The following is a 23,910-nucleotide window of genomic DNA, read 5'->3' as shown; positions in this document are numbered from 1 at the left end:
GGCTCAAGCTTGGCACAGCGTCGCCGTCTGCGGCGCGCCGATGCTCCTGCCTCCCTCCAGAAAATGCATCATCCGGCGCGGCAGCCATTGCAAGGTGCCGGGCAGCCGGCCCGTCGCGAAGCCCACGTGGCCGCCCTGTGCAGGGTAATCGAGCACCACGTGTGACGACGCCTTGCGGGGCAGGTGGACGCCGGGCAGGAACGGGTCGTTCAGCGCGTTCAGCACGAGGGTCGGCACCGTGATGTCCTCCAGCACGTGCTTGGCGCTGGCGCGGTCCCAGTAATCCTCGACGTTGCGGTAGCCGTGCACGGGCGCCGTGACGATATTGTCGAACGTGTACAGGTCCGGTGCGGCGAGCATCGCGTCCACGTCGAACAGGCCCGGGTAGCGCTTGTGCTTGGCCGCGCATTTCGGCTTCAACGTTTGCAGGAACATGCGCTGGTACAGGCGGTTGAAGCCGCGCGACAGCGCTTCGCCGCCGCGCGCCAGGTCCAGCGGGGCGGAGACGGCCACGGCGGCGTCGACGAATTCAGCCTGGTGCTGCGATTCGCCCAGCCAGCGCAGCAGCACGTTGCCGCCCAGCGAAACGCCGCACGCGTAGAACTTGCCGGTGGCGCGGGGATGCAGCCGGCGCAGCACCCAATCCGCCTCGCCCGAGTCGCCCGAGTGGTAGAAGCGCGGTGCCAGGTTTGCCTCCCCCGAGCAGCCACGGAAATGGGGGAAGGCACCGGACCAGCCCAGCTCCGTCAGCTCCTTGCCCAGCGAGCGGCAGTAATGGCTGGCGGACGAGCCTTCCAGCCCGTGGAACAGCACGACGAACGGCTTGCCGGGCTCGCCGTCGATGAAGTCGATGTCGATGAAGTCGCCGTCCGGCGTATCCCACCGCTCGCGGCGAAAGCGTACGTCCGGCCGCGGCAGGCAGGTGGCCGGGTAGATCGTCTGGAAGTGGCCGTTGGGCAGCCAAATGGGGGCGGAGTAGTTCATGGTCAGTCTCTAACCAAACCCCAGAAGCGACCCCCGGGGTCAGACCCGGCGGGTCTGACCCCAGCATTTGCCTCGGGGTGAAAGCACGATGTCGTGTTGCCAGCTTTTGACCCAAGAAACGAAGGGCTGGGGTCAGACCCAAAAGGGTCCGACCCCTTAATGCAACACCTGCCCCCGCCCATCCTGCGGCACCGGGCCCGGCGCCACCGATACATGGTGGACGGCGATGCGCCAGCCCTTCGGCGTCTTCAGGTAGACGTTCGTGGCGATCAGGTGGGCCGGTTCGCCCGTCGCGGAGGTGGTGCCCTCGACCACAGTATGCACGGAAGCCATCAGGTTGTGCATCTCATGCAGCCGCGAAGGCAGGATGTGCAGGCCGCCCGGTTCCAGGATCAGCTGCCACGATTCGCGGATGGCGCGGTGGCCGAGCAGGCGTGGGCCGTTCGGGTGGACGCAGACGATTTCCTCGTCGTCCGCCCACAACGCCATCAGCGCGTCGATGTCGGCGCGGTTCAGGGCGTCGTAGAAGGCGGCTTCGACCTCCGCGGGGCTGCCGATGTGCTGCTTTTTCGTCATCGTGCCTCCGCGCTGACGGGAGCGATCAGTGATGACCGACGACGGTGCCCGGCTTGACGCGATAGGTGGTGCCGCAGTAAGGGCACTTGGCTTCGCCGTTCTTGCCGAAATCCAGGAACACGCGAGGGTGCGAGGACCACAGCGGCATGGCCGGGTTCGGGCAGTATGCCGGCAGATCCTTACCTTCGAGTTCGACTGGCGTGGTGGCTTGGGTCATCTTCTGGTGCTCCGCAGTTCAAAAAGCACGATTTTAACGGATTCGGGCAGCATGCAATAATCGCCAGTACAATGTCGCGCTTCACGTACGATGTTATCGACGAAGGCATCGACGAAGTAATCGACCCCCAGGCCGCCAGCGAAGTTTTCAATGTGTGGCAACGACACCACACGAAACCCATGAGCGACCCGCAAGACTTTGCTGCCCACGATGAAGCCGCCTGGCGCGACGGCGTCAAGACGGGCTTGCCGACGCTGTTCGGCATCGGCGCGTGGGGCGTCGTCGTCGGTGTCGCGATGATCAAGTCCGGCCTGACGCTGCCGCAAGCCCTCGGCATGACGTTGCTGGTGTTCGCCGGCACCGCGCAGCTGGCCTCGCTGCCGCTGATCGCCGCGAACGCACCCGTGTGGGTCGTGTTCGCCACGGCGCTCGTCGTCAACCTGCGCTTCGTGATCTTTTCCGCGCTGCTCGCACCCCATTTCGGCTCGCTGCCCTGGTACAAACGGCTGGGCCTCGGTTTTGTGTCCGGCGACATTTCCGTTGCGCTGTACCTGCAGCGCTATCCCGACCCGGCCCCGGCGCCGGGCAAGCTGTCCTACCTGAAGGGCTTGCTGTACCCGAACTGGGCCGCGTGGGAAATCGGCTCGCTGATCGGCGTCTTCCTCGGCAACGTCGTGCCCACCGAGTGGGGCCTGGGCTTTGCCGGCACCCTGGCCATCATCTGCGTGCTGGTGCCGATGGTGAACAGCCGGCCGGCGCTGTGGGGCGTGCTGGTTGCCGGCGTCGTGTCCGTGCTGGCCGCGGACCTGCCGTACAAGCTGGGGCTGCTGGCCGGCGTCGTCGTCGGCATGCTGACGGCGATGGCGATCGAGGAAACGGGCGACAAGCTGGCCGAGAAGCGCAAGCTGAAAGAGAATAAAGGAAAGGCGGGTCATGTCTGACCTCGAGATCTGGCTCGTCATCATCGCGCTGGCCGTCGCCACGGCGATTACGCGCAGCGGCTTCTGGCTCGTCGGCCACAAGGTCGTCATTCCGCGCCGGGTGCAGGAAATGCTGCGCTACGCACCGTCGTGCGCGCTGGCCGCGATCATCGGCCCTGACCTGCTGCTCGATGGCGGCCACGTCCACCTGGACCTGGGCAATGCCAAGCTGCTGGCCGGCATCGCGTCGTTTGCGTGGTTCGCGTGGCGCCGCCGGATGCTGGAGACGATCGTGTTCGGCATGCTGTTCTTCACGGCCTTGCGACTGTTGCATTTATTCTAATCTTCGCGATGGCACCCCCGGGCATGCGGTAAAATAATGCACTTTCTACCACTGACCCCTTTGGAAGCCATGCACTTCATTCGTCTCCAGGATCTGATCGCGCAAAACGCGCTGCAAGGCAAGCGGGTATTCATCCGCGCCGACCTCAACGTGCCGCAAGATGATGCCGGCAACATCACCGAAGATACGCGCATCCGCGCTTCCGTCCCGGCGATCCGCGACGCGCTGAAAGCCGGCGCCAAGGTCATGGTCACGTCCCACCTGGGCCGCCCGACCGAAGGCGAGTTCAAGCAGGAAGACAGCCTGGCGCCCGTCGCCGCGCGCCTGTCGGAACTGCTGGGCCAGCCGGTCGAACTGAAGCAGAACTGGGTCGACGGTGCCGGTCTCGAGAACCTGCAGGACGGCCAGGTCGTGCTGCTGGAGAACGTGCGCGTCAACAAGGGCGAAAAGAAAAACGCCGACGAGCTGGCGCAGAAGATGGCCAAGCTGTGCGACGTGTACGTCAACGATGCGTTCGGCACCGCCCACCGCGCGGAAGCTTCCACGCACGGCATTGCCAAGTTCGCGCCGATCGCCGCGGCCGGCCCGCTGCTGGCCGCCGAACTGGATGCGCTGGGCAAGGCGCTCGGTGCGCCGGCCCGCCCGCTGCTGGCGATCGTCGCCGGCTCGAAGGTGTCCACCAAGCTGTCCATCCTGAAGTCGCTGGCCGACAAGGTCGACAACCTGATCGTCGGCGGCGGTATCGCCAACACGTTCATGCTGGCCGCCGGCCTGAAGATCGGCAAGTCGCTGGCCGAACCGGATCTGGTCGAGGAAGCCAAGGCCATCATCGACCTGATGGCCAAGCGCGGCGCGCAGGTGCCGATCCCCGTCGACGTCGTCTGCGCGAAAGAGTTCTCGCCGACGGCTGCCGCGACGATCAAGGACGTGGCCGACGTGGCGGACGACGACATGATCCTCGACATCGGCCCGCAGACGGCCAAGCAGCTGGCGGACCAGATCGCCGCGGCCGGCACGATCGTGTGGAACGGCCCGGTCGGCGTGTTCGAGTTCGACCAGTTCGGCAACGGCACGAAGACGCTCGCGATGGCGATCGCCGGCTCGAAGGCGTTCTCGATCGCAGGTGGCGGCGATACGCTGGCGGCGATTGCAAAATACGCCATTACCGATAAAATTGGTTATATCTCCACCGGCGGCGGCGCCTTCCTCGAATTCCTGGAAGGCAAGACCTTGCCGGCGGTGGAAGTGCTGGTCTCTCGCGCCTCCCAGGGCGGGAAGCAGTAAATCGAAGAAGCGCAGCGCACCGTCGCTGCGCTTTTCTCTTTGAACGTCACTTTGCAAGGAATGCTCAATGTCCCGTGGCACTAAAATCGTCGCAACCATCGGCCCCGCATCCACCGACCTCAACGTCCTGATCCGGATGATCCGGGCGGGCGTGGACGTGATCCGGCTGAACTTCTCGCATGGCAAGGCACAGGATCACATCGACCGCGCCAACCTCGTGCGGCAGGCGGCGGCGGAGTGCGGGCGGGAAGTGGCAATCATGGCCGACATGCAGGGTCCGAAGATCCGCGTCGGCAAGTTCGAAGGCGGCAAGATCGACCTGGCCAACGGCGACAAATTCATCCTCGATGCGAAGTGGGGCGAGAACGGCGAGCTGGGCAACCAGGAGCGCGTGGGCCTCGACTACAAGAACCTGCCGAACGACCTGCGTGCCGGCGACCTGCTGCTGCTGAACGATGGCCTGATCGTGCTGACCGTGGACCGCATCGTCCAGCATGAAATCTTCACGACCGTGAAGATCGGCGGCGAGCTGTCGAACAACAAGGGCATCAACCGCCAGGGCGGCGGCCTGACGGCGCCGGCGCTGACGGCGAAGGACATGGAAGACATCAAGACGGCGATGAGCTTCCAGGCCGACTACCTGGCCATCTCGTTCCCGAAAAGCGCCACCGACATGGAAATGGCGCGCCAGCTGGCGAACATCGCCGGCGAGCCGTACGGCCACAAGCCGCAGATGATCGCGAAGATCGAGCGCGCCGAAGCGATTCCGGCGCTGCAGGAAATCCTGAACGCCTCCGACGGCATCATGGTCGCCCGCGGCGACCTGGCCGTGGAAGTGGGCAACGCCGCCGTGCCGGCGCTGCAGAAGCGCATGATCCGCATGGCGCGCGAATCGAACAAGATCGCCATCACGGCCACGCAGATGATGGAATCGATGATCTTCAATGCCGTGCCGACGCGCGCTGAAGTGTCGGACGTCGCCAACGCCGTGCTGGACGGCACCGATGCCGTGATGACGTCCGCCGAAACGGCGTCGGGCCGCTACCCGGTCGAGACCGTCGAGATGATGGCCGCCGTCTGCGTCGAGGCCGAGCAATCCGAATACAACAAGCGCGATGCGGACTTCCTGAACGTGCGCTTCACGCGCATCGACCAGTCGATCGCCTACGGCGCGCTGTTCACCGCGCACCACCTGCCGGTGAAGGCGATCGTGGCGCTGACCGAGTCCGGCTCCACGCCGCTGTGGATGAGCCGCCACAACATCGACACGCCGATTTTCGCGCTGACCCCCAGCATCACCACGCAGCGCAAGGCTTCGCTGTACCGCAACGTGCGCGCCCACTACCTCGTCCAGCAGGGCAACAGCACGCAGGTGCTGAAGCAGGTCGAGGACCTGCTGCTCCAGCAAGGCATCGTGAAGAAGGGCGACACGATCGTCGTCACGTGGGGCGAGCCGATGGGCAAGGTCGGCGGCACCAATGCGCTGAAGATCGTCAAGGTGGGGCAGCTGAGCTAAGGTTTTCAGGCGCGCAGCCCGCCACAAGCGGGCTGCGCGCCGCACAGGTTTTTATTTGATTGGAGTACTACCATGTCCCTCGTATCCATGCGTCAACTGCTGGACCATGCCGCCGAACACGGCTATGGCCTGCCGGCATTCAACGTCAACAACCTGGAACAGGTGCAGGCCATCATGGCCGCCGCCGACGCCGTCAACAGCCCGGTGATCATGCAGGCTTCGGCCGGCGCCCGTAAGTATGCGGGCGAGGCGTTCCTGCGCCACCTGATCGACGCCGCTGTCGAAGCCTACCCGCACATCCCCGTCGTGATGCACCAGGACCACGGCCAGTCGCCGGCCGTCTGCATGGCCGCGATCCGTTCCGGCTTCACGTCCGTGATGATGGACGGCTCGCTGGAAGCGGACGGCAAATCCGTCGCCAGCTACGAGTACAACGTGCAGGTGTCGCGTGAAGTCGTCAAGTTCGCGCACTCGATCGGCGTGACCGTCGAAGCGGAACTGGGCGTGCTGGGTTCGCTGGAAACGATGAAGGGCGACAAGGAAGACGGCCACGGCGCGGACGGCACGATGACCCGCGAGCAGCTGCTGACCGACGTGAACCAGGCCGCCGACTTCGTCGCGCAAACCCAGTGCGACGCACTGGCGATCGCGATCGGCACGTCGCACGGCGCCTACAAGTTCACCCGCAAGCCCACCGGCGACATCCTGGCGATCGACCGCATCAAGGAAATCCACGCGCGCATTCCGAACACGCACCTGGTGATGCACGGTTCGTCGTCGGTGCCGCAGGACCTGCTGGCGATCATCCGCGAATTCGGCGGCGACATGAAGGAAACGTACGGTGTGCCCGTCGAGGAAATCCAGGAAGGCATCCGCCACGGCGTTCGCAAGATCAACATCGACACGGACATCCGCCTGGCGATGACGGCCGCGATCCGCAAATACCTGTTCCAGAACCCGTCCAAGTTCGACCCGCGCGACTACCTGAAGCCGGCGCGCGAGGCGGCGGTGGAGATCTGCAAGGCCCGTTACCTGTCGTTCGGCTGCGAAGGCATGGCGTCGAAGATCAAGCCGATTCCGCTGGAAAAGATGGCGGAACGCTACAAGGCCGGTGAACTGGCTCAAATTGTGAAGTAAAATCTCGTATTTCCGAGCTTTGGCTCGGCCTACTCGGCCGGCGGGCGGGAAGATTTCCCCCCGCCGGCTTTTGCTTTATCAAGACTCGTCCCTCTATGAAAAGCCTTTACCAGTCCACTATTTCCTCCCTGCCACTGCTCGGCCGCGGCAAGGTTCGCGACAACTACGCCGTCGGCGACGACAAGATCCTGATCGTCACGACCGACCGCCTGTCCGCCTTCGACGTCGTGATGAACGAGCCGATCCCGGGCAAGGGCATGGTGCTGAACCAGATGACCGACTTCTGGTTCGAGAAGCTCGGCCACATCGTGCCGAACCACCTGACCGGCGTCTCGCCCGAGTCCGTCGTGGCACCCGAGGAAGTGGAGCAGGTGAAGGGCCGCGCCGTCGTGGCCAAGCGCCTGAAGCCGATCCTCGTGGAAGCCGTCGTGCGCGGCTACATCATCGGTTCGGGCTGGAAGGATTACCAGGCCACGGGCAGCGTCTGCGGCATCCAGTTGCCGGCCGGCCTGCGCCAGGCGGACAAGCTGCCGGAACCGCTGTTCACGCCGGCCGCGAAAGCCGACCTGGGCGAGCACGACGAGAACATCAGCTTTGCCGACATGGAGCAGCGCATCGGCTCCGAGCTGGCCAACAAGATCCGCGACATCAGCATCCAGCTTTACAAGACGGCTGCCGACTACGCGGCCACGCGCGGCATCATCATCGCCGACACGAAGTTCGAATTCGGCCTGGACGACAACGGCGTGCTGCACCTGATGGACGAAGTGCTGACGGCCGATTCGTCGCGCTTCTGGCCGGCCGATTCGTATGCGCCGGACATGTCGCCGCCGTCGTTCGACAAGCAGTTCGTGCGCGACTACCTGGAAACGCTGAAGGACTGGCAGAAGACGCCGCCGGCGCCACCGCTGCCGGCTGACGTCATCGAGAAAACGCAGGCGAAATACTTCGAAGCGATCGAGCGCCTGACGGGCGAGAAGCTGAAGGTCTGAAGCATGAGTGAACAGAACAAGCCGCTCGTCGGCGTGATCATGGGCTCGTCGTCGGACTGGGACGTGATGCAGCATGCCGTGTCGATGTTGAAGCAGTTCGGTGTGCCGTTCGAGGCGCAGGTGATTTCCGCGCACCGCATGCCGGACGAGATGTTCAAGTACGCCGAAACGGCCCGCGCGCGCGGCCTGCGCGCGATCATCGCCGGCGCCGGCGGTGCCGCGCACCTGCCCGGCATGGTGGCCGCGAAAACCATCGTGCCCGTGCTGGGCGTGCCCGTGCCGTCGAAGTACCTGCGTGGCGAGGATTCGCTGCTGTCGATCGTGCAGATGCCGAAAGGCGTGCCCGTGTCGACGTTCGCCATCGGCGAAGCGGGTGCCGCGAATGCCGCGCTGACTGCGATCGCCATTATCGCCACCACCGACGACGCGCTGGCGTCGCAACTGGATGCATTCCGCGCGCAGCAGACCGCTGCCGCGCAAGCCATGACCCTGCCTGTCAATGAGTGATACGAAGTCGCATTTAATCCCTGCCTTGCCATCGGCCGACCCGCAGACGTGGCTCGGCGTGATGGGTGGCGGCCAGCTGGGCCGCATGTTTGCGCAAGCCGCCCAGAGCATGGGCTACCACGTAGCCGTGCTGGAGCCGGCCGACGATTGCCCCGCCGGCCAGGTGGCGCAACGCCTGGTGAACGCCGGCTATGAAGACACGGCCGGCCTCGATGCGCTGGCCGCGCAGTGCGTGGCCGTCACCACCGAATTCGAGAACGTGCCGGCGGACAGCCTGTCGCGCCTCGCGCAGTACGTGTTCGTCGCACCTAACGCCCATGGCGTGTCGGTCGCGCAGGACCGTATCGCCGAGAAGTCGTTCTTCGTGGCGTGCGCTGGCAAGTCCGGCGTGATGCCGGCGCCGCACAAGGTCATTGCATCGCATGCGGACGTCGACGCGATCGCCGACGACCTGCTGCCGGGCATCCTGAAGACCGTGCGCATGGGTTACGACGGTAAGGGCCAGGTACGCGTGAAGACGCGTGACGAGGTTCGCGCCGCGTTCGACGCGATGGGGCAGGTCACGTGCCTGCTCGAGAAGATGCTGCCGCTGGCATACGAGGTGTCCGTGCTGACGGCACGCGGGGCCGATGGCGAATCCGTCGTCTACCCGATCGCCGAGAACGTCCACCGCGACGGCATCCTGTTCACGACCACCGTGCCGGGCCCGAACGTGTCCGCCGCTACGGCGACCAAGGCACAGGATGCGGCACGCGCGATCGTCGCGGAGCTGGGCTATGTCGGTGTGCTGTGCATCGAGTTCTTCGTGCTGACCGATGGCACGCTGGTCGTCAACGAAATGGCACCGCGGCCGCACAACAGCGGCCACTACACGATCGACGCGTGCGTGACGAGCCAGTTCGCGCAGCAGGTGCGCGCGATGGCGCGGCTGCCGCTGGGCGATGTGCGCCAGCATTCGCCGGCCGTGATGCTGAACATCCTGGGCGACATCTGGTTCGATGGCGAGAGCGTCACCGAGCCGGCGTGGGACCAGGTCGTCGCGCTGCCCGGTGCGTGCCTGCACCTGTACGGCAAGGACGATCCGCGCCGTGGCCGCAAGATGGGCCACGTGACGTTCGTCGCGCCCACGCTTGAAGAAGCGCAGGCGCAGTTGCAGGCCGCCTGCCGTATCCTGGGAATTCCGCAGTGAGTCTTACCACAGCATCGCAAGCGATCCTCGACGCCGCCGCGCAGCTGGAAGCGGGCGAGCTCGTGGCATTCCCCACCGAGACCGTCTACGGCCTCGGTGCGGATGCGGAGAACCCGGCCGCGGTGGCGAAGATCTACGCCGCCAAGGGCCGGCCGCAGGACCACCCGGTGATCGTGCACGTGGCGCCCGGCGCCGACCTCGATTACTGGGCCGCGGACGTGCCGGACGAAGCGCGCCAGCTGGCGCAGGCGTTCTGGCCCGGCCCGCTGACGATGATCGTCAAGCGTAACGCCCACATCCCCGATGCCGTGTCCGGCGGGCAGGACACGGTGGGCATCCGCTGCCCGTCGCATCCGGTCGCGCAGGCGCTGCTGTCCGCGTTCAAGGGCGGCAAGGGCGGCGTCGCCGCGCCGTCCGCCAACAAGTTCGGCAACGTCAGCCCGACGACGGCGCAGCACGTGCTGGACGAATTCGGGCCGGATGCGATGACCGTGCTGGAAGGCGGGTCCAGCGACGTGGGCATCGAATCGACGATCGTCGACCTGTCCCGCCTGGCCACGCATGGCCCCGTGCTGCTGCGCCCCGGCCACATCACGGCCGCGCAGATCGCCGCCGTGATCGGCGCGCTGCCCGCCGCACCGGACCAAGCGGCGCCGCGTGCATCGGGCACGCTGGAATCGCATTACGCGCCGAAGGCACCGGTGGCGCTGGCCGATACGGCCCGCCTGGCGGGCCTGGTGACGACGCTGGCAGCGCGCGGCCGCCGCGTCGCGCTGATCCACTACTCGCCGCTGCTGACGCAAGCCGCGGCCCACCATCCCTTGCCCGCCGACCCGGCCGGCTATGCCTACGGCCTGTACGCCGCGCTGCGCGCGATGGACCGTGCCGACGTCGAGTTGATCCTCGTCGAAACCCCGCCGCAGGACGACAGCTGGCTGGGCATCAACGACCGCCTGCGCCGCGCCGCGTTCGGCTCTGCTGGCGTGATCGACCGCTTCCTGCAATCCTGACTGCAGAGCTGGTGTCCCCTGGTGCCGGGCAGCCGGGGCACTGCCCCGGCGGACACAGGCTCATCCACGTGTCCAGCTCAGCTCGTGTCTCTGGTGCCTGGCAGTGGGACCGTGGTCCCACGGGGCACAGGCTCATCCATATCTCCAGCTCAGCTCGTGTCTCTGGTGCCTGGCACTAAAGAGACACAGGCTCATCCACGAGTCCAGTTCAGCTCGTGTCTCTGGTGCCTGGCACTAAAGAGACACAGGCTCATCCATATCTCCAGCTCAGCTCGTGCTGCGCCGCAGCGTGTTGTTTTTGCCAAATTTCCCTTGTGCTCACAGGAATAACGCTGGCATATTAGTCGCACGGCAATAAGCACGTCCGTTCGGAACGAACGAGAACATTACACAGGAGACGCAATGCACTACACCAAACTCGCGCTGGCCGTGATGGCCGGCGCCGTCCTTGCCGCGTGCGGCGGCGGCAGCGGCAGCCCGCAGGGCGGGGCCCAGGTCAACAAGGTCCAGTTCGCTTCGCAGGTCAGCTTCGGCGACAGCCTCTCCGACGTCGGCAGCTACAACGTCGGCACGGTCAAGGCGCTTGGCGGCGGCAAGTTCACGATCAACGGCGACAACACGGCGACGAATGCGGCGCTCACCGGCAAGAACTGGACGGAGCTGATGGCCGCGCAGTTCAACCTGCCGGCACCATGCCCCGCGCAGACGGGGCTGGAAGGCGACGCGTCGAAAGGCTTCTCGGTCCCCGTCACCAACTTCCCGAACTGCTATGGCTATGCCCAGGGCGGCGCACGCGTGACGAATCCTGTCGGCGCCGGCCACCGCCTGACGGGCAGTGCGCTGGGCGCGCTGACGGTGCCCGTCGTCACGCAGGTGAAGAACCACCTGGCGAAGACGGGCGGCAAGTTCAAGGGCGACGAGATCGTGTTCGTGATGGCCGGCGGTAACGACGTGCTCGTCAACCTCGCGCAATTGCAGGCCGGTGCGACGGCAGCCGGCACGACGGCGGGCAAGACGGCATTCGCCACCAGCCTCGCCACGCAGCTGGCGGGCGGCGCGACCAATCCCGCCACGGCGGCGCAGGCGATCGGCCTGGCCATCGCCACCGAGAGCGCACGCAGCGGCAGCACGGATGCATCGATCGTTCAGGCAGCCGTCACCGCGGCAGTCCAGGCCGGCAACGTCGCCGCCGCGTCGGCGGCCGTGTACGGCCCGATGGTGACGACGGCGCAAACGGCCGCCACCACCGCGGGCCAGAAAGCGGGTGCGGACTACGCCGCGGCGCAAGCGCCGGCGATGGTGGCCGCGCTGACGACTGCCGGCGCCGAACTGGCCGCCCTCGTGAAGACGCAAATCCTCGGCAACGGTGCCAACTACGTCGTCGTCAACAACCTGCCGGACGTGGCGAACACGCCGGCCGGCCTGTCGAAGGATGCCAATACGCGCGCGCTGATCGACAAGATGGTGCAGGGCTTCAATGCGCAGCTGACGTCCAGCCTGTCCTCGGAAAGCAAGGTGGTGATCGTCGACGTGTACGCCGTCAGCCACGACCAGGCGACCAATCCCGGCCCATATGGCCTGACGAACGTGACCGAGCCGGCGTGTGACCTGACGTCGCCGAAGAACCCGCTGGGCAGTGCGCTCGGCTGCACGGCCGCGAGCCTGAAGTCCGGCGACGTCAGCCACTACTCGTACGCGGACGACGTCCATCCGTCGCCGTTCAACAACCTGCTGCTGGCACGCTATGTGTCGAAGGCGCTGGTGACCAAGGGCTGGCTGTAAGCGCACACGGACAAGGAGAACACATGAAGAACAACGTCAATATGGCGGGCAAGCTGGCGCTGGCCGCCGCGCTGGGCATCGGACTCGGTGCGGCAACGACTGCCGCGGCGCAGGGCAAGGGCGACTGGACCGTGAAGGTCGGCGTCAACAAGATCACGCCGAAGGTGGAGAGCGGCGATGTCTCGGCGCCGGCGCTGCCGGGAACCAAGGCGGACGTCGGTCCTGACACGAAGCCGATCCTGAACGTGGCCTACTTCGTCACCGACAATATCGTGGCCGACCTGGCGCTGGGCACGCCGTACCGGCACAAGCTCTTCGGCGCCGGCTCGATCCAGGGCACGGGCGAACTGGGCACGGCGGACGTGCTGCCGCCCACGCTGTTCGCGCAGTACCGCTTCTTCCGCCCCGAGGCCGTGTTCCGGCCCTACGTGGGCCTGGGCGTCACATATGCGTACTTCCGCCGCGAGCGCGGCTCGGCGCAGCTCACTTCCGTGCTGAACACGGGCGGTCCCGCATCGACGTTCTCGCTGGAGGCGAAATGGGCGGCGAGCGTGCAGCTGGGCGCGAACTTCAAGCTGAACGAGCGCTGGTCGATCGACGGCGGCGTCGTCAAGACGAAGCTGAAGACGACGGCCACCTACTCCACCGGCCAGACCCAGCCCATCCGGCTCGACCCGGTGGCGATCAACGTGGGCGTCGCATTCAAGTTCTAGTCTCGCCGCACCATGCGAAAGCCGGCCGCGTGCCGGCTTTTTTGTTTTGGACAGCGGCGCCATGCGCGGGCCGCCTTCGTTATACTCTGCGGCTACCGTGGCAACCTGGAGGTGGCATCGCATGCCCCGCAAACCGTTAGCGTTCCTGACCGAGGATGGCATCGTCGGCGCGATGATGTGCGCCCATGATTGGTCGGATTCGCCGCTGGGCGCGCCCGAGACATGGCCGGCGCCGCTGCGCACCGCCGTCGGCCTGATGCTCAGCTCGAAGTTTCCGATGTTCGTCGCGTGGGGGCCGGAGCTGACGTTCCTGTACAACGACTCCTATGCGGAGATCCTCGGCCAGAAGCACCCGCGCGCGCTGGGGCGGCCGTTCCGCGACGTGTGGGCCGAGATCTGGCCGGACATCTGGCCGATCATCGAGCAGGCGATGGCTGGCCGCGCCACCTATCACGAGAACCTGCCGCTGACGATGCAGCGCAAGGGCTACGAGGAGCAGACCTGGTTCACGTTCTCGTATTCGCCGGTGCGCGACGAGGACGGCCACGTGGCCGGCATGTTCTGCGCCGTGACGGAGACGACGGAACAAGTGCTGGCGACGCGCCACCGCGCCGAGGAGATCGAACGGATGCGCGGCCTGTTCCAGCAGGCTCCCGGCATCCTCGCCGTGCTGCGCGGCCCGCAGCACGTGTTCGAGATCGCCAACGATGCCTACCTGCGGCTGATCGGCCGCGAGGACGTCGTTGGCCGCGCCGTCGCCGAGGTGCTGCCGGAAGTGCGCGACCAGGGCTTTCTCGCACTGCTGGACGAGGCCTACCGCGGCGGCGAACCGCACGTGGGCTACGAGATGCCGGTGCTGCTGCGGCGCGGCGGCGACGCATCGCTGGAACAGCGCTTCGTCAGCTTCATCTTCCAGCCCACGCGCGACCACCGCGGCGCCGTCTCCGGCATCTTCGTCGAGGGCAGCGACGTTACCGATGCGGTATTGGCCGCGCGGGCAATGCGCGAAAGCGAGGAGGGCATGCGCCAGCTGGCCAACACGATGCCCCAGCTGGCGTGGATGGCCGACCCGGATGGCGTGATCTTCTGGGTCAACGACCGCTGGTTCCAGTTCACCGGCGCCACGCCCGGCGAGGAGCTCGATGGCGGCTGGACCAGCTTCCTGCACCCCGAGGACCTGCTGCAGCTGCTGGCGACGTGGTACGACGCGGTGCAGACGGGCCAGCCGTACGAGGCCCGCGCGCGCATGCGTTCGGCCACCGGCGAGTACCGCAACTTCCTGCTGGTGGCGGCACCGCTGCGCGACGCCCTGGGACGCATCGTGCGCTGGTTCGGCACCAATACGGACGTGACGCCGATCGAGCGCGCGCAGCAGGAGCTGCAGGAAGCCAATACGCGCAAGGACGAATTCCTGGCGATGCTGGCGCACGAGCTGCGCAACCCGCTGGCGCCGATCGCCACCGCCGCCGACCTGCTGCGCGTGGCCGGTGCGGACCCCGAGCGCGTGAAGAAGACGAGCGCCGTCATCACGCGCCAGGTCGAGCACATGACGAAGCTCGTCGACGACCTGCTGGACGTGTCGCGCGTGACGCGCGGTCTCGTCACACTGCGGCGCGAAACGCTCGACTTCAATGCGATCGTCGCCGAAGCCGTCGAGCAGGCCGCGACGCTGATGCAGGCCAAGCACCACCGCGTGACGGTCGAGCTGCTCGAGCCCCCCGCATGGGTCGACGGCGACCGCACGCGGCTGATCCAGGTGGTGTCGAACCTGCTGAACAATGCGGCGCGCTACACGCCGGAAGGCGGCATCGTCGCGGTGCGGGTGACCGCGGATGCGGACACGGTGTACGCCAGCGTCGAGGACAACGGCATCGGCATCTCCGCCGCGCTGCTGCCGCACGTGTTCGACCTGTTCACGCAGGCCGAGCGCTCGCCGGACCGCTCGCAGGGCGGGCTGGGACTAGGCCTCGCGCTGGCGAAAAGCCTCGTCGAGCTGCAAGGGGGCGGCATCAGCGCGGAAAGCGCCGGGGTGGGGCAGGGGAGCCGCTTCACGGTCCGGCTGCCGCGCATCGAGCGACCGGCCAGCGTCGCGACCAGCCACGCGTTGCCCGAGCCGGCGGGCGGCGCCCTGCGGCGTCATCTGATGATCGTCGACGACAATGCGGATGCGGCGCAGATGCTGGCGCTGCTGCTGGAATCGGCCGGTCACTCGGTGGCGGTATGCAGCGACGCGCAGGCAGCGCTGGACGGCGTGGTGGCCAGCCCGCCGGCGCTGCTGTTCGTCGACATCGGTTTGCCGGGCATGGACGGCTATGAACTGGTGCGGCGCCTGCGCAAGCTGCCTGAAACGGCGCGCGCCTGCATCGTCGCGGTGACGGGATACGGCACGCCGCAGGACCGGGCGCGTGCACTGGAGGCGGGCTTCGACGAGCACCTCGTCAAGCCGGTGCAGGCCAGGGCGCTGCAGGGGATTCTGGCGCGGTTGACGGGGTAGGGCTGGGCAGGGCCCGGCCCTGCATGGCCGGGCCGCTCGGCAGGCGCGGAGCAGTGCTCCGCGAAACCCCTGCCTCGCTATTGGAATGCCTGGATCCCCGTTTGGGCGCGGCCCAGGATCAGCGCATGGATGTCGTGCGTGCCTTCGTAGGTGTTGACGACTTCCAGGTTCACCATGTGGCGGATGACGCCGAATTCGTCGGAGATGCCGTTCCCACCCAGCATGTCGCGGGCGACGCGGGCGATGTCGAGCGCCTTGCCGCACGAGTTCCGCTTCATCATCGATGTGATCTCGACGGCGGCCGTGCCGTCGTCCTTCATGCGACCCAGCCGCAGGCAGCCCTGCAGGCCCAGCGTGATGTCCGTCTGCATGTCCGCCAGCTTCTTCTGCACCAGCTGGTTCGCCGCCAGCGGCTTGCCGAACTGCTTGCGGTCCAACACGTACTGGCGCGCCGTGTGCCAGCAGCTCTCGGCCGCGCCCAGCGCGCCCCAGGCGATGCCGTAGCGGGCCGAGTTCAGGCACGTGAACGGGCCCTTCAGGCCGCGTACGTCCGGGAACGCGTTCTCCTCGGGGCAGAACACGTTGTCCATCACGATCTCGCCGGTGACGGAGGCGCGCAGGCCGAACTTGCCGTGGATGGCCGGGGCGGACAGGCCCGTCATGCCCTTCTCGAGGATGAAGCCGCGGATCGCGCCTTCGTCGTCCTTGGCCCAGACGACGAACACGTCGGCCACGGGCGAATTGGTGATCCACATTTTCGAGCCCGTCAGCGCGTAGCCGCCGGCGACCTTCTTGGCGCGCGTGATCATCGAGGCCGGGTCGGAACCATGGTTCGGTTCCGTCAGGCCGAAGCAGCCGATCCATTCGCCGGTGGCCAGCTTCGGCAGGTATTTCTGGCGCTGCGCTTCGGTGCCGAATTCGTAGATGGGCACCATCACGAGCGACGACTGCACGCTCATCATCGAGCGGTAGCCGGAATCGATGCGCTCGACTTCGCGGGCGATCAGGCCGTACGACACGTAGTTCAGGCCGGGGCCGCCGTATTGTTCCGGGATCGTCGGGCCCAGCAGGCCCAGTTCGCCCATCTCGCGGAAGATCGACGTGTCCATCCGCTCGTGGCGGAACGCCTCCAGGATGCGGGGTGCCAGCTTGTCCTGGCAGTACGCGGCGGCGGCGTCGCGCACCATGCGCTCGTCGTCGGTCAGCTGCGCGTTCAGCAGCAGCGGATCATCCCAGTGGAATTGGGCGCGGGTCTGGCTCATCGATGTCTCTCTGGTTGTTGTGTACCGAAGCGATTCTAAAGCCGCCCGCCTGGCGCGGCTTTTCAAATGGCGACACCGATTTGCGCTTTTTACACGACCGGCGCGTGCAGCCCGCCCAGCCGGCCGCCATGGAACACGAGCGGCTCGCGCGGGTTGAATTCGCAGTGCTCGACCTCGCCGACGAAGATCACGTGATCGCCTTCCGGATAGCGGCTGCGGTTATGGCACTCGAACCACGCCGTGCAGCCCTTCAGCACGGGAAGGCCGGTGCGCGACAGCTCGAACTCGACCTGGCCGAACGGATCCTCCGTGCGCGTCGAGAACAGCTTTGCGAGGTGGGCCTGGTCCGCCGCCAGGATATTGATGACGTAGTGCGAGTTGCCGGAAAAGATAGGCATCGACGACGCCTGCGACTTCAGGCTCCACAGCACCAGCGGCGGGTCCAGCGACACGGAATTGAACGAGCTGGCCGTGAGGCCGCGATAGGTGCCGTCCGCCAGCCGGGTGGTGATGACGGTGACGCCGGTGGCGAATTGCGACAGCGCCTGCCGGAAATGCACGCTGTCGAAGGCGGGCGAGGCGGCGCGGGGGAAGCTGGTATTCATGGAGGCATTATGCCAAAGATTTGTGGCGCCGCTCCCATCGGCAAATTGTTGTGTGAATAATCCGTGGCTGTATAGTACTGGGACCTCAACCATGCCAAGCGACACACGATGAATCTGTCCCGCACCTTCACCCGCTTCTTCGAGTCCGAAAAATCCGGCGGCATCGTGCTGATCGTATGCACGATCGTGTCGCTGCTGCTGGCCAATTCCGCGTTCGGCCCGGCATGGCTGGGCTTCTGGCAGCGCGAGGTGGCGGGGCTGACGGTGGAGCTGTGGGTCAACGACCTGCTGATGGCGATCTTCTTCCTGTTCGTCGGCCTGGAACTGGAGCGGGAGCTGTACAGCGGCGAGCTGTCGGACTGGCGCAATGCGCTGCTGCCGATCTGCGCGGCCGCCGGCGGCATCGTCGTGCCGGCGGCGATCCACGCAGCGTTCAACTACGGCACGCCGACGCAGGGCGGGGCGGGCATTCCGATGGCGACCGACATCGCGTTCGCGCTTGGCGTGCTGGCGCTGCTGGGCAGCCGCGTGCCGGCCAGCCTGAAGATCTTCCTCACGGCGCTGGCCGTGATGGACGACCTGGGGGCGATCATCGTCATCGCCGTCTTCTACACGGCCCACGTGTCGCTGCCTTACCTGCTGGGCGCACTGGCGGTGTTCGCGCTGCTCGTGCTGTGCAACCGGAAGCTGCGCATCATGGCGCTGTGGCCTTACCTGCTGGGCGGGGCGCTGATGTGGTTCCTGATGCTCAAATCGGGCGTGCACGCGACGATCGCCGGCGTGCTGCTCGCGTTCGCGATTCCGTACTCGGCGCGCGACGAGGACACCGCGTCGCCATCGCACCGGCTCGAGCACATGCTGCATTACCCGGTCGCGTTCGCGATCCTGCCGATTTTCGCGCTGGCCAATACGGGTGTCGTCATCGCCACCGGCTGGCAGCAGAACCTGCTGGCGCCGAACAGCGTGGGCATCATCGCCGGCCTCGTGCTGGGCAAGCCCGTCGGCATCGTGCTGCTGTCGTTCGCCGCCGTCGCGCTGGGGCTGTGCCGGCTGCCGCAAGACCTGGGCTGGCGCCACGTGCTGGGCGCCGGCATGCTGGGCGGGATCGGCTTCACGATGTCGATCTTCATCACGAACCTGGCATTCCCCGGCCAGGCCGCCGCGATCGACGCATCGAAGATCGCGATCCTCGCCGCCTCGGTGCTCGCCGGCCTGGCCGGCTTCCTGTGGCTCCGCGCGGTACCACGCGCACCACACTAACGGCAGGGACTGTCCCTCGATCTTGGAAATATTTCCTGAATCGAGGGACAGTCCCCTGTGCGGCGCACGCCACACTTTCTCCCGTTTCGCCGGCTGGAGCGCCTGCTGGCCACGAAAACGCGGGTTTTTCGCAACAAAAGTGTTGCTTGAAATTTGGGGACTGTCCCTCGTTTTCGGAAATATTTCCAAAAATGAGGGACAGTCCCTCGAATTTGGAAACATTGCCGGTGGACGACGGCGTTTTGCCGTTTGCGTTACAGTAGGCATCAGACAATGACAGCGAGGATCAAATGGCGCAGACCGAGATCGCCGTGCTGGGCGGCGGGTGTTTCTGGTGCACGGAGGCTGTGTACCTCGAAGTGAAGGGTGTGACGAAGGTGGAGTCGGGCTATACGGGCGGCCAGCAGCCGGACCCGACGTACGAGCAGGTGTGCGCCGGCACGACCGGGCACGCGGAAGTGGTGCGGCTCGAGTTCGATCCCGACGTGATCAGCTACCGCGACATCCTCGAGATCTTCTTCACGATCCACGACCCGACGACGCTGAACCGGCAGGGCAACGACGTCGGCACGCAGTACCGCTCCGTCATCTATTACCAGTCGCCGGAGCAGGAGGCGACGGCGCGCCAGGTAATGGCCGAGATGGCGCACGTGTGGGATGCGCCGATCGTCACCGAGATCGCGCCGGCGCAGCCGTACTACAAGGCCGAGGACTACCACCAGAACTACTTCGCGCAGCACCCGCTGCAGGGGTACTGCGCGTTCGTCGTCGGCCCGAAGGTGGCGAAGTTCCGCAAGATGCATGCGCAGCGGCTGAAGTGAAGCGCGGCAGGGTCAGGAAGGAGTACCGACCTGCATGCCGGTACCGCTGAGCCGGCAGGGAGCGTTGCTCCCTGAAATCCCTGCTCAGCCCCGGCGGGTCTGACCCAAGGTTTTTTGGGGTTGGCATGAGCCGTGGCAGACCAGGACAAACCCAAGATACAAAGTCTAGGGTCAGACCCGGCGGGTCTGACCCTCGTACATATAGTCCCGCGACCACGGCAGCCCGCGCGGGTGCCGCCCCGCCTTCCCGCACACGATCTGGTACAGGCTGATCCAGTCCTGGTCGAACGCATACGAGCAGCCGGCCAGGTACACGTGCCAGATCCGGAAGCGCTTCTCGCCGGCCAGCTCCTTGGCCTTGTCCGCCTTCGACTCGATGTTGTCCGTCCAGATCGCCGTCGTGCGGGCATAGTGGCGGCGCAGGTTTTCCACGTCGTAAGCTTCCAGGCCGCCTTGCTGCATCGCCTTCAGCACCGCGCCGATGTGCGCCAGCTCGCCGTGCGGGAACACGTATTTCTCGATGAATTCGCCGCCGCCGTACGGGGTCTCGCCGTTGTCCGGGTCCGTCGACGTGATCCCGTGGTTCATCGCCACGCCGTCTTCGGCCAGCAGCCGGTTGATGATGCCGAAGTACTCCGGCAGGTGCTTCAGGCCCACGTGCTCGAACATGCCGACGCTGGTGATGCGGTCGAATGTGCCGCGCACGTCGCGGTAGTCCTGCAGCCGGATCTCGATGCGGTCGGCCAGCCCTGCCGCCTTGACGCGCTCGGTCGCCAGCGCGTGCTGGTTTTCCGACAGCGTGATGCCGACGACGCGGGCGCCATACTTGCTCGCCGCGCGGATCGCCAGCGCACCCCAGCCGCAACCGATGTCGAGCAAGGTCTGGCCCGGCTGCACGCGGATCTTCGTGAGGATGTGGTCGATCTTCTTCAGCTGGGCCGTTTCCAGGTCCTCGTCGCCGCGCTCGAAATAGGCGCAGGAGTACACCATGTTCGGGTCGAGGAACTGCTGGTAGAACTCGTTGGAGACGTCGTAGTGGTAGCGGATCGCCTCCGCGTCCTTCTTGCGGTCGTGCGTGAACGTGCGCACGATGCGGGCCAGCCTGCCGTCCGCCTTCAGCGTGCTTTTCGCCAGCGCATTGACGATGTTGATCATGTCGTGCGCGGCGCCCTTCACTTCGATGTCGCCCTCGACGTACGCGGTGCCGAGGTTCGACAGGGAGGGCGTCAGCAGATAACGCGCGGCCGACGCCTGGGGAAGGCGGATCGTCACGCGCGGCGCGTCATTGGAAAAGTCGATCTTCTGCCCGTTCCACAATTCCAACCGCAGTGGCAGCTTGATCTGGCTGGTGACGCCTTCCACCCAGGCGGTGAGTCGATTTTGTACAAACAAGATAGCCTCCGGTCAGTACTACACGAAATAAAAGCTACTTCGAGTCGACTGCTGCCCGGCGGCTCTCCCCCTATGGCTGGATTCTCAGCTTCGCCCAGCTCCCATCCGCCTGCAGCGCATACACGATCCGGTCATGGAAGCGCGAAGCGCGTCCCTGCCAGAACTCCACACGCTCGGGCACGAGGCGATAGCCGCCCCAGTGCGCCGGCCGTTGCGGCTTGGCGCCACTGGACGCTTCCACCGCAGCATAGTTCGCTTCCATGTCGGCCCGGCTGCCGATCGGCGCGCTCTGTGACGAGGCGATCGCCGCCAGCTGGCTCTTCACGGGGCGACTGTAGAAGTACGTGTCGCTTTCCGCGGCCGATGTTTGTTCCACTCGTCCCTCGATGCGTACCTGGCGCTCCAGCTCCGGCCAGAAGAACAGCAGGGCGGCATGCGGGTTTTCGGCGAGTTGGTGGCCTTTCTGGCTCTGGTAATTGGTGTACCACGTGAAGCCGCGCTGATCGAACTGCTTGATCAGCACGATGCGCGACGATGGCCGGCCGTCCTGGCCGACGGTGGCAACGCTCATCGCGTTCGGCTCGTTCACCTGCGCCTTCATCGCCTCGTCGAACCACTTGGCGAACTGGGCGACGGGACTGTCCAGCGTGTCTTCCTCCGACAGGCTGGCGCGGCCGTAATCCATGCGCAGGTCGGCCAGCGCAATGCCGCCCGCGACGGCGGGGGGCGCAGCGCCATCCAGCGCCGAACTTGCCGGGGCGATGCCGCGGCGGCGCTGCATCGCTTCGCCCAGCACCTGCATCTGGGTCGGGCTGAACAGCCGCTTGGCCATCGGCGCAATGTGGCCTTCCTCGATCTCCATGTGCGCGCTGTACATCTGTACGAAGCGCGCCACGTCGTCCGGCGACAGTGCGCTGTCGCTGCGGTTGGCAATCTTGTTCAGCTGCGAATTGATTATATGCCAAGCGCTATCCATCTGCTGGTGCTGGGCCAGAATCTCCGGCCGCAGCCGGCGCACCGTCTCGAGATCGGCGCCGACGGCAGTCGATTCGAGCATCGGCAGCAGGTCCACCTCCTCGTCCGCATGGTGCAGGTGGGCGGCCGTGTTGAAGTATTTTTGCACCGCCTGGGCCGCCTGCTGAGCTGCCGCGTCGGCGCCATGCTCGGGCAGGTGCTGCAGCAGTTTCTGCAGCGTGGACAGCTGTTTACGGATCTTGTCGTGGCAGTGTTTCAGCACGGCGATCGGCTGGTCGAAGCCGGGCGCGGAGGACAGCAGGGAGTCGGTCATGGCAGCATCCTTGGTTCAGATCGGCCGATTGTAGAATAATCCTTCGGGCCGCGTCCGTTAAAATGGGCGGATGAACGACATCGCAGAACACGACATTGATTTCGACCGCCGCTTCGGCGGCATCGCCCGGCTGTACGGCGACCTGGCACTGGCCCGCTTCCGCGCCGCGCACGTCTGCGTGATCGGCGTCGGCGGCGTCGGCTCGTGGGTCGTCGAGGCGCTGGCGCGCAGCGCGATCGGCCGGCTGACGCTGATCGACCTCGACAACGTGGCCGAATCGAACATCAACCGCCAGATCCAGGCGCTGACCGATACGGTCGGCATGGCGAAGGTTACGGCGCTGACGCAGCGCATCGCCCAGATCAACCCGTATTGCAAGGTGACGGAGATCGAGGATTTCGTCACGCCGGACAATCTCGACGAGATGATCGGCGCCCACGACTACGATTACGTGATCGACGCGATCGACAGCGCGAAGGCGAAGACGGCACTGGTGCATTACTGCCGCAGCCGCGGCCTGCGCCTGATCACGATCGGCAGCGCGGGCGGCCAGACCGACCCGACAAAGATCGAGGTGCGCGACCTGGCGAAGACGGAGCAGGAGCCGCTGTTGAAGAAGGTGCGCCGGCGCCTGCGCAGCCAGTACAACTACCCGCCGAACGGCAAGAACAAGTTGAACGTGGACGCCGTGTTCTCGATGGAGCCGCTGAAGTTCCCCGACACGGGCGACGTGTGCGAAGTCGATGCCGACGACGCGCCGCCGGCCAAGCCCGGGCTCACGGGCATCAACTGCGCCGGCTTCGGCTCGGCGATGGTGGTGACGGCCACGTTCGGCCTGATCGCGGCGGGGCATGTGCTGAAGAAGCTGGCGGAAGAGGTTAATCCACAAGGGGCCGATGACGGCGTTTGAACCCAACGGCAGACCCTGGGGTCAGACCCGGCGGGGTGGAGCGGGGGTTTCGGCGAGCACCGCTCGCCGCCAGCGTAACGGCGATGGCTTGCAAGCCATCGCTCCTTCCTGACCTTCGCATCTGCCTTTGGTTTTTACAAGCGCTGTCATACGCTGGCTAGAAAGGCACATACCTCCCGTCCGGCAGCGATTCGACCAGCACCGCTTCGCGCACGTTCCACACGACGGGCGCTGGCGGCGCATCGGGCGGTGCTTCCTTCGCCTCGCGCGCCAAGGTCACGTGCGGCTTGAACGAGCCATGCGTGGCGGCCGAAAAGCCGGCCGCGCCGAGCCGGCGCACCAGGTCGTCGTGCAGCGCCACCAGCTCGGCCGGCACCTGCGTCATGCCGGCCCACGCGATGCGCGGCCGGGCGAAATAACCGTAGCAATCGAAGACGAGCCGCACAGGCGGCACGGCCAGCGCGGCACGGATGTCCAGCAGCGCCGGCACGCCGGCGGCCGGCAGGTGCCCCAGGAAGGCGAGCGTCAGGTGCAGTTTCGCCGGCGGCGTCAGGCGGCCTTTCACATCGGCCTGCAGCGCGGCCAGCGCCGCGCGCTCGGCATCGCCAGGCCACAATGCAAAGAACAGCTTGCGGGTCGCAGTGCCTGTCACCGCGCTTTCGGGCGTCCGGTCCGGTTGATTTGCTATCATGATGCCGCCTCAAAAAC

The 23,910-nt window shown here is 66.1% G+C and carries 23 protein-coding genes; 15 read left to right on the top strand and 8 right to left on the bottom strand.

Translation table 11 applies throughout. From position 1 onward, the window contains the following. Positions 1–3: 3 nt before the first annotated feature. The 3 genes from IP92_RS10885 to IP92_RS10875 form a co-directional block, all read right to left on the bottom strand. Complete coding sequence (locus tag IP92_RS10885) at positions 4–984, bottom strand: YheT family hydrolase (RefSeq protein ID WP_145874556.1); 981 nt, start codon at positions 982–984, stop codon at positions 4–6. 156 nt (positions 985–1,140) lie between these two features. Further along, positions 1,141–1,560, bottom strand: a complete 420-nt coding sequence (locus tag IP92_RS10880; protein WP_145874555.1) for a YybH family protein — start codon at positions 1,558–1,560, stop codon at positions 1,141–1,143. A gap of 25 nt (positions 1,561–1,585) precedes the next feature. Beyond that, positions 1,586–1,777 carry a zinc-finger domain-containing protein gene (locus IP92_RS10875; RefSeq protein ID WP_145874554.1) on the bottom strand — a complete coding sequence of 64 codons (192 nt, stop codon included), beginning with the start codon at positions 1,775–1,777 and terminating at the stop codon, positions 1,586–1,588. 179 nt (positions 1,778–1,956) lie between these two features. Between IP92_RS10875 and IP92_RS10870 the strand changes: the two genes are divergently transcribed. The 12 genes from IP92_RS10870 (at position 1,957) to IP92_RS10815 (ending at position 15,664) form a co-directional block, all read left to right on the top strand. Beyond that, the gene (locus IP92_RS10870) at positions 1,957–2,718 is read left to right on the top strand and encodes an AzlC family ABC transporter permease (protein WP_145874553.1); all 762 of its coding nucleotides are present in this window, start codon (positions 1,957–1,959) and stop codon (positions 2,716–2,718) included. Further along, positions 2,711–3,040, top strand: coding sequence for an AzlD domain-containing protein (locus IP92_RS10865; RefSeq protein ID WP_145874552.1), 330 nt, complete (start codon positions 2,711–2,713; stop codon positions 3,038–3,040). The genes IP92_RS10870 and IP92_RS10865 overlap by 8 nt, the downstream gene beginning before the upstream one ends. A 69-nt stretch (positions 3,041–3,109) precedes the next feature. Beyond that, the gene (locus IP92_RS10860; protein WP_145874551.1) at positions 3,110–4,324 is read left to right on the top strand and encodes a phosphoglycerate kinase; all 1,215 of its coding nucleotides are present in this window, start codon (positions 3,110–3,112) and stop codon (positions 4,322–4,324) included. A gap of 67 nt (positions 4,325–4,391) precedes the next feature. After that, positions 4,392–5,840, top strand: coding sequence for a pyruvate kinase (pyk, locus tag IP92_RS10855; protein ID WP_145874550.1), 1,449 nt, complete (start codon positions 4,392–4,394; stop codon positions 5,838–5,840). Positions 5,841–5,912: 72 nt separating this feature from the next. Next, positions 5,913–6,977 carry a class II fructose-bisphosphate aldolase gene (gene fba / locus IP92_RS10850; protein WP_145874549.1) on the top strand — a complete coding sequence of 355 codons (1,065 nt, stop codon included), beginning with the start codon at positions 5,913–5,915 and terminating at the stop codon, positions 6,975–6,977. Between the two features lie 95 nt (positions 6,978–7,072). Then, on the top strand, positions 7,073–7,969 hold the full coding sequence (locus IP92_RS10845) for a phosphoribosylaminoimidazolesuccinocarboxamide synthase (RefSeq protein ID WP_145874548.1): 897 nt from the start codon (positions 7,073–7,075) through the stop codon (positions 7,967–7,969). A gap of 3 nt (positions 7,970–7,972) precedes the next feature. Continuing rightward, positions 7,973–8,476 (top strand): 5-(carboxyamino)imidazole ribonucleotide mutase, encoded by a 504-nt coding sequence (gene purE / locus IP92_RS10840; protein WP_145874547.1) that lies wholly within the window; start codon positions 7,973–7,975, stop codon positions 8,474–8,476. Continuing rightward, on the top strand, positions 8,469–9,665 hold the full coding sequence (locus tag IP92_RS10835) for a 5-(carboxyamino)imidazole ribonucleotide synthase (RefSeq protein ID WP_145874546.1): 1,197 nt from the start codon (positions 8,469–8,471) through the stop codon (positions 9,663–9,665). The genes purE and IP92_RS10835 overlap by 8 nt, the downstream gene beginning before the upstream one ends. Continuing rightward, complete coding sequence (locus tag IP92_RS10830; RefSeq protein ID WP_145874545.1) at positions 9,662–10,675, top strand: L-threonylcarbamoyladenylate synthase; 1,014 nt, start codon at positions 9,662–9,664, stop codon at positions 10,673–10,675. Before IP92_RS10835 ends, IP92_RS10830 begins: the two co-directional genes overlap by 4 nt. A 402-nt stretch (positions 10,676–11,077) precedes the next feature. Next, a complete protein-coding gene (locus tag IP92_RS10825; protein WP_145874544.1) occupies positions 11,078–12,457 on the top strand; it encodes an SGNH/GDSL hydrolase family protein in 1,380 nt (459 codons plus the stop codon). Between the two features lie 23 nt (positions 12,458–12,480). Beyond that, positions 12,481–13,170 carry an OmpW/AlkL family protein gene (locus tag IP92_RS10820; RefSeq protein WP_145874543.1) on the top strand — a complete coding sequence of 230 codons (690 nt, stop codon included), beginning with the start codon at positions 12,481–12,483 and terminating at the stop codon, positions 13,168–13,170. 121 nt (positions 13,171–13,291) lie between these two features. After that, positions 13,292–15,664 carry a hybrid sensor histidine kinase/response regulator gene (locus tag IP92_RS10815; RefSeq protein WP_158206737.1) on the top strand — a complete coding sequence of 791 codons (2,373 nt, stop codon included), beginning with the start codon at positions 13,292–13,294 and terminating at the stop codon, positions 15,662–15,664. Positions 15,665–15,741: 77 nt separating this feature from the next. Here IP92_RS10815 and IP92_RS10810 read toward each other — a convergent pair whose 3' ends face one another. Both IP92_RS10810 and IP92_RS10805 read right to left on the bottom strand, forming a co-directional pair. Beyond that, positions 15,742–16,926 (bottom strand): acyl-CoA dehydrogenase, encoded by a 1,185-nt coding sequence (locus IP92_RS10810; protein WP_145874541.1) that lies wholly within the window; start codon positions 16,924–16,926, stop codon positions 15,742–15,744. Positions 16,927–17,015: 89 nt separating this feature from the next. Beyond that, the gene (locus IP92_RS10805) at positions 17,016–17,531 is read right to left on the bottom strand and encodes a flavin reductase family protein (protein WP_145874540.1); all 516 of its coding nucleotides are present in this window, start codon (positions 17,529–17,531) and stop codon (positions 17,016–17,018) included. Between the two features lie 108 nt (positions 17,532–17,639). Between IP92_RS10805 and nhaA the strand changes: the two genes are divergently transcribed. Beyond that, positions 17,640–18,791 (top strand): Na+/H+ antiporter NhaA, encoded by a 1,152-nt coding sequence (nhaA, locus tag IP92_RS10800; RefSeq protein ID WP_145874539.1) that lies wholly within the window; start codon positions 17,640–17,642, stop codon positions 18,789–18,791. A gap of 290 nt (positions 18,792–19,081) precedes the next feature. Further along, positions 19,082–19,612, top strand: a complete 531-nt coding sequence (gene msrA / locus IP92_RS10795) for a peptide-methionine (S)-S-oxide reductase MsrA (protein WP_145874538.1) — start codon at positions 19,082–19,084, stop codon at positions 19,610–19,612. A 171-nt stretch (positions 19,613–19,783) separates the two neighbouring features. Here msrA and IP92_RS10790 read toward each other — a convergent pair whose 3' ends face one another. Together IP92_RS10790 and pdxH are read right to left on the bottom strand one after the other, a co-directional pair. Next, on the bottom strand, positions 19,784–21,004 hold the full coding sequence (locus tag IP92_RS10790) for a class I SAM-dependent methyltransferase (RefSeq protein WP_145874537.1): 1,221 nt from the start codon (positions 21,002–21,004) through the stop codon (positions 19,784–19,786). A 70-nt stretch (positions 21,005–21,074) separates the two neighbouring features. After that, positions 21,075–22,292 (bottom strand): pyridoxamine 5'-phosphate oxidase, encoded by a 1,218-nt coding sequence (pdxH, locus tag IP92_RS10785; protein WP_145874536.1) that lies wholly within the window; start codon positions 22,290–22,292, stop codon positions 21,075–21,077. Positions 22,293–22,362: 70 nt separating this feature from the next. Between pdxH and tcdA the strand changes: the two genes are divergently transcribed. Continuing rightward, positions 22,363–23,202 carry a tRNA cyclic N6-threonylcarbamoyladenosine(37) synthase TcdA gene (tcdA, locus tag IP92_RS10780; RefSeq protein ID WP_145874535.1) on the top strand — a complete coding sequence of 280 codons (840 nt, stop codon included), beginning with the start codon at positions 22,363–22,365 and terminating at the stop codon, positions 23,200–23,202. 157 nt (positions 23,203–23,359) lie between these two features. Here the strand turns inward: tcdA and thpR are convergent, their stop codons facing one another. Continuing rightward, the gene (gene thpR / locus IP92_RS10775; protein WP_145874534.1) at positions 23,360–23,893 is read right to left on the bottom strand and encodes an RNA 2',3'-cyclic phosphodiesterase; all 534 of its coding nucleotides are present in this window, start codon (positions 23,891–23,893) and stop codon (positions 23,360–23,362) included. Between the last annotated feature and the right edge of the window lie 17 nt (positions 23,894–23,910).

This window comes from Pseudoduganella flava (assembly GCF_007830495.1).
GTDB classification, from domain to species: Bacteria; Pseudomonadota; Gammaproteobacteria; order Burkholderiales; family Burkholderiaceae_D; genus Rugamonas; species Rugamonas flava.
Note: the sequence above shows the minus strand (reverse complement) of the source record. Positions and strands in the feature narration are given on the sequence as shown.

Bases quoted from the DNA above. Each gene is read 5' to 3' on its own strand.
- IP92_RS10885 (WP_145874556.1), bottom strand. From the start codon at position 984: ATGAACTACTCCGCCCCCATTTGGCTGCCCAACGGCCACTTCCAGACG.
- IP92_RS10880 (WP_145874555.1), bottom strand. From the start codon at position 1,560: ATGACGAAAAAGCAGCACATCGGCAGCCCCGCGGAGGTCGAAGCCGCC.
- IP92_RS10875 (WP_145874554.1), bottom strand. From the start codon at position 1,777: ATGACCCAAGCCACCACGCCAGTCGAACTCGAAGGTAAGGATCTGCCG.
- IP92_RS10870 (WP_145874553.1), top strand. From the start codon at position 1,957: ATGAGCGACCCGCAAGACTTTGCTGCCCACGATGAAGCCGCCTGGCGC.
- IP92_RS10865 (WP_145874552.1), top strand. From the start codon at position 2,711: ATGTCTGACCTCGAGATCTGGCTCGTCATCATCGCGCTGGCCGTCGCC.
- IP92_RS10860 (WP_145874551.1), top strand. From the start codon at position 3,110: ATGCACTTCATTCGTCTCCAGGATCTGATCGCGCAAAACGCGCTGCAA.
- pyk (WP_145874550.1), top strand. From the start codon at position 4,392: ATGTCCCGTGGCACTAAAATCGTCGCAACCATCGGCCCCGCATCCACC.
- fba (WP_145874549.1), top strand. From the start codon at position 5,913: ATGTCCCTCGTATCCATGCGTCAACTGCTGGACCATGCCGCCGAACAC.
- IP92_RS10845 (WP_145874548.1), top strand. From the start codon at position 7,073: ATGAAAAGCCTTTACCAGTCCACTATTTCCTCCCTGCCACTGCTCGGC.
- purE (WP_145874547.1), top strand. From the start codon at position 7,973: ATGAGTGAACAGAACAAGCCGCTCGTCGGCGTGATCATGGGCTCGTCG.
- IP92_RS10835 (WP_145874546.1), top strand. From the start codon at position 8,469: ATGAGTGATACGAAGTCGCATTTAATCCCTGCCTTGCCATCGGCCGAC.
- IP92_RS10825 (WP_145874544.1), top strand. From the start codon at position 11,078: ATGCACTACACCAAACTCGCGCTGGCCGTGATGGCCGGCGCCGTCCTT.
- IP92_RS10820 (WP_145874543.1), top strand. From the start codon at position 12,481: ATGAAGAACAACGTCAATATGGCGGGCAAGCTGGCGCTGGCCGCCGCG.
- IP92_RS10815 (WP_158206737.1), top strand. From the start codon at position 13,292: ATGCCCCGCAAACCGTTAGCGTTCCTGACCGAGGATGGCATCGTCGGC.
- IP92_RS10810 (WP_145874541.1), bottom strand. From the start codon at position 16,926: ATGAGCCAGACCCGCGCCCAATTCCACTGGGATGATCCGCTGCTGCTG.
- IP92_RS10805 (WP_145874540.1), bottom strand. From the start codon at position 17,531: ATGAATACCAGCTTCCCCCGCGCCGCCTCGCCCGCCTTCGACAGCGTG.
- nhaA (WP_145874539.1), top strand. From the start codon at position 17,640: ATGAATCTGTCCCGCACCTTCACCCGCTTCTTCGAGTCCGAAAAATCC.
- msrA (WP_145874538.1), top strand. From the start codon at position 19,082: ATGGCGCAGACCGAGATCGCCGTGCTGGGCGGCGGGTGTTTCTGGTGC.
- pdxH (WP_145874536.1), bottom strand. From the start codon at position 22,292: ATGACCGACTCCCTGCTGTCCTCCGCGCCCGGCTTCGACCAGCCGATC.
- tcdA (WP_145874535.1), top strand. From the start codon at position 22,363: ATGAACGACATCGCAGAACACGACATTGATTTCGACCGCCGCTTCGGC.
- thpR (WP_145874534.1), bottom strand. From the start codon at position 23,893: ATGATAGCAAATCAACCGGACCGGACGCCCGAAAGCGCGGTGACAGGC.